Annotated in this window: 5 protein-coding genes; all 5 read right to left on the bottom strand. The window is 64.1% G+C overall.

Annotated elements, in window-relative coordinates; genetic code table 11:
• Window positions 1-76 precede the first annotated feature (76 nt).
• From fabI to SPR01S_RS20645, 5 genes are read right to left on the bottom strand one after another with little or no spacing between them, the layout of a single operon-like run.
• Complete coding sequence (gene fabI / locus SPR01S_RS20665; RefSeq protein WP_066593658.1) at window positions 77-880, bottom strand: enoyl-ACP reductase FabI; 804 nt, start codon at window positions 878-880, stop codon at window positions 77-79.
• A complete protein-coding gene (locus SPR01S_RS20660; protein ID WP_066593656.1) occupies window positions 877-1821 on the bottom strand; it encodes a YihY/virulence factor BrkB family protein in 945 nt (314 codons plus the stop codon). The genes fabI and SPR01S_RS20660 overlap by 4 nt, the downstream gene beginning before the upstream one ends.
• Before the next feature lie 18 nt (window positions 1822-1839).
• Window positions 1840-2769: a DnaJ C-terminal domain-containing protein gene (locus SPR01S_RS20655; protein WP_066593648.1), complete on the bottom strand. Its 930-nt coding sequence runs from the start codon at window positions 2767-2769 to the stop codon at window positions 1840-1842.
• A 49-nt stretch (window positions 2770-2818) separates the two neighbouring features.
• Window positions 2819-3250 (bottom strand): hypothetical protein, encoded by a 432-nt coding sequence (locus SPR01S_RS20650; RefSeq protein ID WP_066593646.1) that lies wholly within the window; start codon window positions 3248-3250, stop codon window positions 2819-2821.
• Window positions 3247-4137: a transglutaminase family protein gene (locus SPR01S_RS20645; RefSeq protein ID WP_066593645.1), complete on the bottom strand. Its 891-nt coding sequence runs from the start codon at window positions 4135-4137 to the stop codon at window positions 3247-3249. The genes SPR01S_RS20650 and SPR01S_RS20645 overlap by 4 nt, the downstream gene beginning before the upstream one ends.
• Between the last annotated feature and the right edge of the window lie 17 nt (window positions 4138-4154).

Here is a 4154-nt window from a genome sequence, read left to right as displayed (position 1 = left end):
GGGGGAGTCCGTCAAAGGAGCGTCCCCGACTGCCCCTCTCCCCAGCCCTCTCCCCGGAGGGGAGAGGGAGTTTTTGTTACACCAAAGCGATATCCGGTGCGTCTTCCGCCTTCATGCCGATGACGTGATAGCCGGCATCGACATGATGGACTTCGCCGGTGACGCCCGATGACAGGTCGCTCAGGAAATAGAGCGCGGAGCCGCCGACATCCTCGATGGTGACGTTGCGCTTGAGTGGCGAATTGAGCTCGTTCCACTTCAGGATCAGGCGGAAATCGCCAATCCCGCTTGCCGCCAGGGTCTTGATCGGGCCCGCCGAGATCGCGTTGACGCGGATATTGTCGCGGCCGAGGTCGACTGCGAGATATTGCACACTGGTTTCCAGCGCCGACTTGGCGATGCCCATCACGTTATAATGCGGCACGACTTTTTCGGCGCCGTAATAGCTGAGCGTCAGCAGCGAGCCGCCGTTCGGCATCATCGCCGCCGCACGCTGCGCCACCGCGGTGAACGAATAGACGCTGATGTTCATCGTCATCAGGAAATTGTCGAGGCTGGTGTCGGCATAACGGCCGCGCAGCTCGTTCTTGTCGGAGAAGCCGATCGCGTGGACGACGAAGTCGATCGTCGGCCAACGCTCCTTGAGCGTCGCGAAGGTCTGGTCGAGCGCCGCCATGTCGCTGACGTCGCAATCGATCAGGAAGTCCGAGCCGAGTTCGGCGGCGAGCGGACGGACGCGCTTCTCGATCGCCTCCCCCTGATAGCTGAACGCCAATTCGGCGCCCGCCTCGTGCAGCCTCTTGGCGATACCCCAGGCCAGCGAGCGGTCGTTGGCCAGGCCCATGATCAGCCCGCGCTTGCCCTGCATCAGTCCGGTCATGCCGCTTCAATCTCCATTTCCGTTGTCGGACCGTCCCTTACGTCCTTCAACGGCGTTTCGGCTAGTGCCGCGTTGAGGTGCGCGCCGATCGAAATACCGAGGCCGACGATCCAGAAGAACAACAAGGTGACGATCACCCCAGCCAGGCTGCCGTAGGTGAGGTCGTAATTGCTGAGGTTGGACAGGAACACCGGCAACAACAAGGTGGCACTGATCCACCAGGCCGTGGTGAAGGCAGCGCCCGGCCAGCGTGGGCACCCTTTTGCCCGATATTTGCCCGGCGTGACCGACAGAAACAGCATGTAGAGCGCGGCGTACATGACGAGCGCCGGAATGATCCGCGACCAGCCGACCCATTGGCCAAACTCGGCCGCCCAGGGGACCATCCGGTAGATGAATTGCTCGGCCGCGGTCAGCACGCCCTGGATCAGGAAGGCAAGCAAGGCCAGCACGACCGATCCGACGATCACCGCCATCGATCCGAGCCGATAATGCCAGAACGGCTTTTCGAATGTCACGCCATAGGCACGGCGGAAGATGTCGCGGATCGTCTCGACGAAACTGCCCACCGACCAGAGCGCCACCAACCCGCCGAGCACGAGCAGCGAGCCGGTCCGCGCCGCCAGCACGTCCGCGATCGGCTTGCGCAACAGACCGGAAACGCTGGGCGGCAGGGTGAAGAGGAATGAATCGACCGCGCGCAGGGCGTCCGCGCTCTGCCCGAAGATCGACGCTATCGCCGCCGCCAGGATGAAGAACGGAAAGACCGTCAGCAGCGCCATATAGGCGATGTTGCCGGCATACATGAAGCCGTTGGCGAAGATGCCAACGAAGACGCGCTTGGTGACGATCCAGGCGCGGGTCGGCAGCGGCTTCCCATCCCGTTCGCGATAGCCGCGAAGACCGCGCGCTTCAGGGGAAAGGGGCGAAAGATGCGACATACAGGATCGTAACCGACGTCAGACGCCGAGGTTGCCGCGCGGATTCCTGTCCTTGTCCTTCCACCCCTGGACGAACTCGACCAGGGCATCGTCATCGACCGGCAGGTCGACCATCAGCGTGACGAGTTGGTCGCCCCGCGCGCCGCCCTTTTTGTGGAACCCCTTGCCCTTCAGCCGCAATGTCTTGCCCGAGGTCGATCCCTTGGGGACGGTCAGCATCACCGCGCCATCGGCGGTCGGCACGCGGACGCTCGCGCCGAGCACGGCTTCCGAAAGGCTGATCGGCAAGTCGATCCGAATATCGTCGCCGTCGCGCGTGAAGAAACGGTGCGGCTGGATCTCGATCGTGACGATCGCGTCGCCATTGCCGCCAGGACCGGGCTGGCCCTTGCCGGTCAGGCGCATCTGCGTTCCCGATTCGACTCCCGCCGGCAATTTGAGATCGATCGTCTTGCCGTCGGCGAGCGTGATCCGCTGCGGTGCCAGGGTCGCGGCGTCGGTGAACGGAACGGTCAGACGATAGGCGACATTGGCGCCCTTGGGCTGTGGACGACGTCCGAAGCCGCCGGCGAAGCCGCCGCCAGCGCCACCGGGCCGGCCACGGCCGCCGAAGAGTCCTTCGAACAAGTCGCTGAAATCGCCCGCCTGCTCGCCGCCGAAATCGGCGCGGAAACCGCCGTGCGGTCCGCCGCCGCCACCGCCGAATCCAAACGGCGCGGCCGGATTTCCGTCGCCGTCGATCTCGCCGCGATCGAAGCGCGCGCGCTTGTCCTTGTCGCTCAGCAGGTCGTAGGCCGACGTCACCTGACTGAATTTCTCCGCCGCCTTGGGATTGTCAGTATTGCGATCGGGATGCAGTTCCTTCGCAAGCTTGCGATAGGCTTTCTTGATATCCGCTTCGGTCGCGGTGCGGGACACGCCCAACAGGGTATAGGGATCAGCTGCCATCTTGCGGGCTATTTGGGGGATTGCGCAGCGGAGCGCAATTGAAGAGCGCTCAGGTCGCGAGCATATCGAGCGTCAAATGATCGCCGAACGCCGATGACAGCCGCTGTCGCTGAGCGATGACGCGGAGATCGGCTGGCAGATCGGATGTTTGAATAGCGCATGCCGGAACCGCGACCAGCTCGTAGGCTTCGATACTTGCCCGGCGGGTGCGATAAACGTCCGTCCAGTCGAATACGAACAAGCCGCGTTTCGCCAGATCGAGAAAGCTCGTCATATCGCCATCCTCGATGAGGGCATTAGCCGCGCCGACAACCGGTAACTGACGAAGTCGATGCTCCAGATCGAATAGATGCACGGGACCATCGAAAACGCCTTTCGGAAGCGGTCCTGCGCCAGCGGTCACGACCGCCGCTAAACAATCCGCAATGTCGCTGACGAGCCAGGCACAGTCGATATCTGCTGCATCGATCATCGATGTCATGCCGATACGTCGCCGACCGGTGCGACGTCGACCGATACGTCCATCTTCTGCGCGCCCGATCCCAGCACGATGCCGTCGATCGGCGCGATCTCGGCATAGTCGCGGCCGATCGCCATGATGATATGGTCGCCCGCCATCCAGATGCCGTTGGTTGGGTCTACCCCGATCCAGCCCCGCGCGGGACCGCACCACAACATCACCCAGGCGTGCGTGGCATCGGCACCGATCAGCCGCTCCTGCCCGGGCGGCGGGATCGTGCGGATATAGCCGCTGACATAGGCGGCGGGCAGGCCGGCAGCGCGCAGGCCGGTGATCATGATCTGGGTCAGATCCTGGCACACGCCACGGCGTTTCAGGAACGCTTCGCGCGGTGGCGTGTCGACCAGCGTCGCCGCCGGATCGAACGCGAACTCGCGCTGGATGCGCCGCGCCAAGGCGATGCCGGCTTCCAGCGCGTTGCGGTCGGGATCGAGCTCCTGCGCGCACCATGCCGCGATATCGGCGTCGAGCGGGATCAGCGGCGACGGGTAGAGATAGGCGGAGGGACCGGCCGGCGATAGGTCGCGATTGGCGCGCGCAAACGCCGCGACCTCAGCCAGTGTCGGATCGTCGGGCTGCGGTACCGGCACCGGGCGGTCGACCACGACGCGCGAGACGCTTTCGATCGTCAGGGTGCGGACGCGTTCGGTGACGACCAGGCGCGTCACATTGGCCAGTCCGGCTTCGGCCAACGCCGGGCGCGTCTCTCCGGCTGGTGTTACCGCCAGTTCGTAACGCTCGACCTGTTGCCCCGACCACAGGATCGGTTTGAGCCGCAGGTTACAGCGCGCAAAAGCGACCGGCCGACCATAATCGAACCGCGTGACGTGCCGGATATCGTAGATCACGCCCCCAATTCCTCCCC

Origin of the sequence: Sphingomonas pruni NBRC 15498, from assembly GCF_001598455.1 — a bacterium.
GTDB classification, from domain to species: domain Bacteria; phylum Pseudomonadota; class Alphaproteobacteria; order Sphingomonadales; family Sphingomonadaceae; genus Sphingomonas; species Sphingomonas pruni.
The sequence above is the reverse complement of the archived record's forward strand: the minus strand, read 5'-3'. Positions and strand labels throughout refer to the sequence as shown.

Bases quoted from the DNA above. Each gene is read 5' to 3' on its own strand.
- SPR01S_RS20650 (WP_066593646.1), bottom strand. From the start codon at position 3,250: ATGACATCGATGATCGATGCAGCAGATATCGACTGTGCCTGGCTCGTC.
- SPR01S_RS20660 (WP_066593656.1), bottom strand. From the start codon at position 1,821: ATGTCGCATCTTTCGCCCCTTTCCCCTGAAGCGCGCGGTCTTCGCGGC.
- fabI (WP_066593658.1), bottom strand. From the start codon at position 880: ATGACCGGACTGATGCAGGGCAAGCGCGGGCTGATCATGGGCCTGGCC.
- SPR01S_RS20655 (WP_066593648.1), bottom strand. From the start codon at position 2,769: ATGGCAGCTGATCCCTATACCCTGTTGGGCGTGTCCCGCACCGCGACC.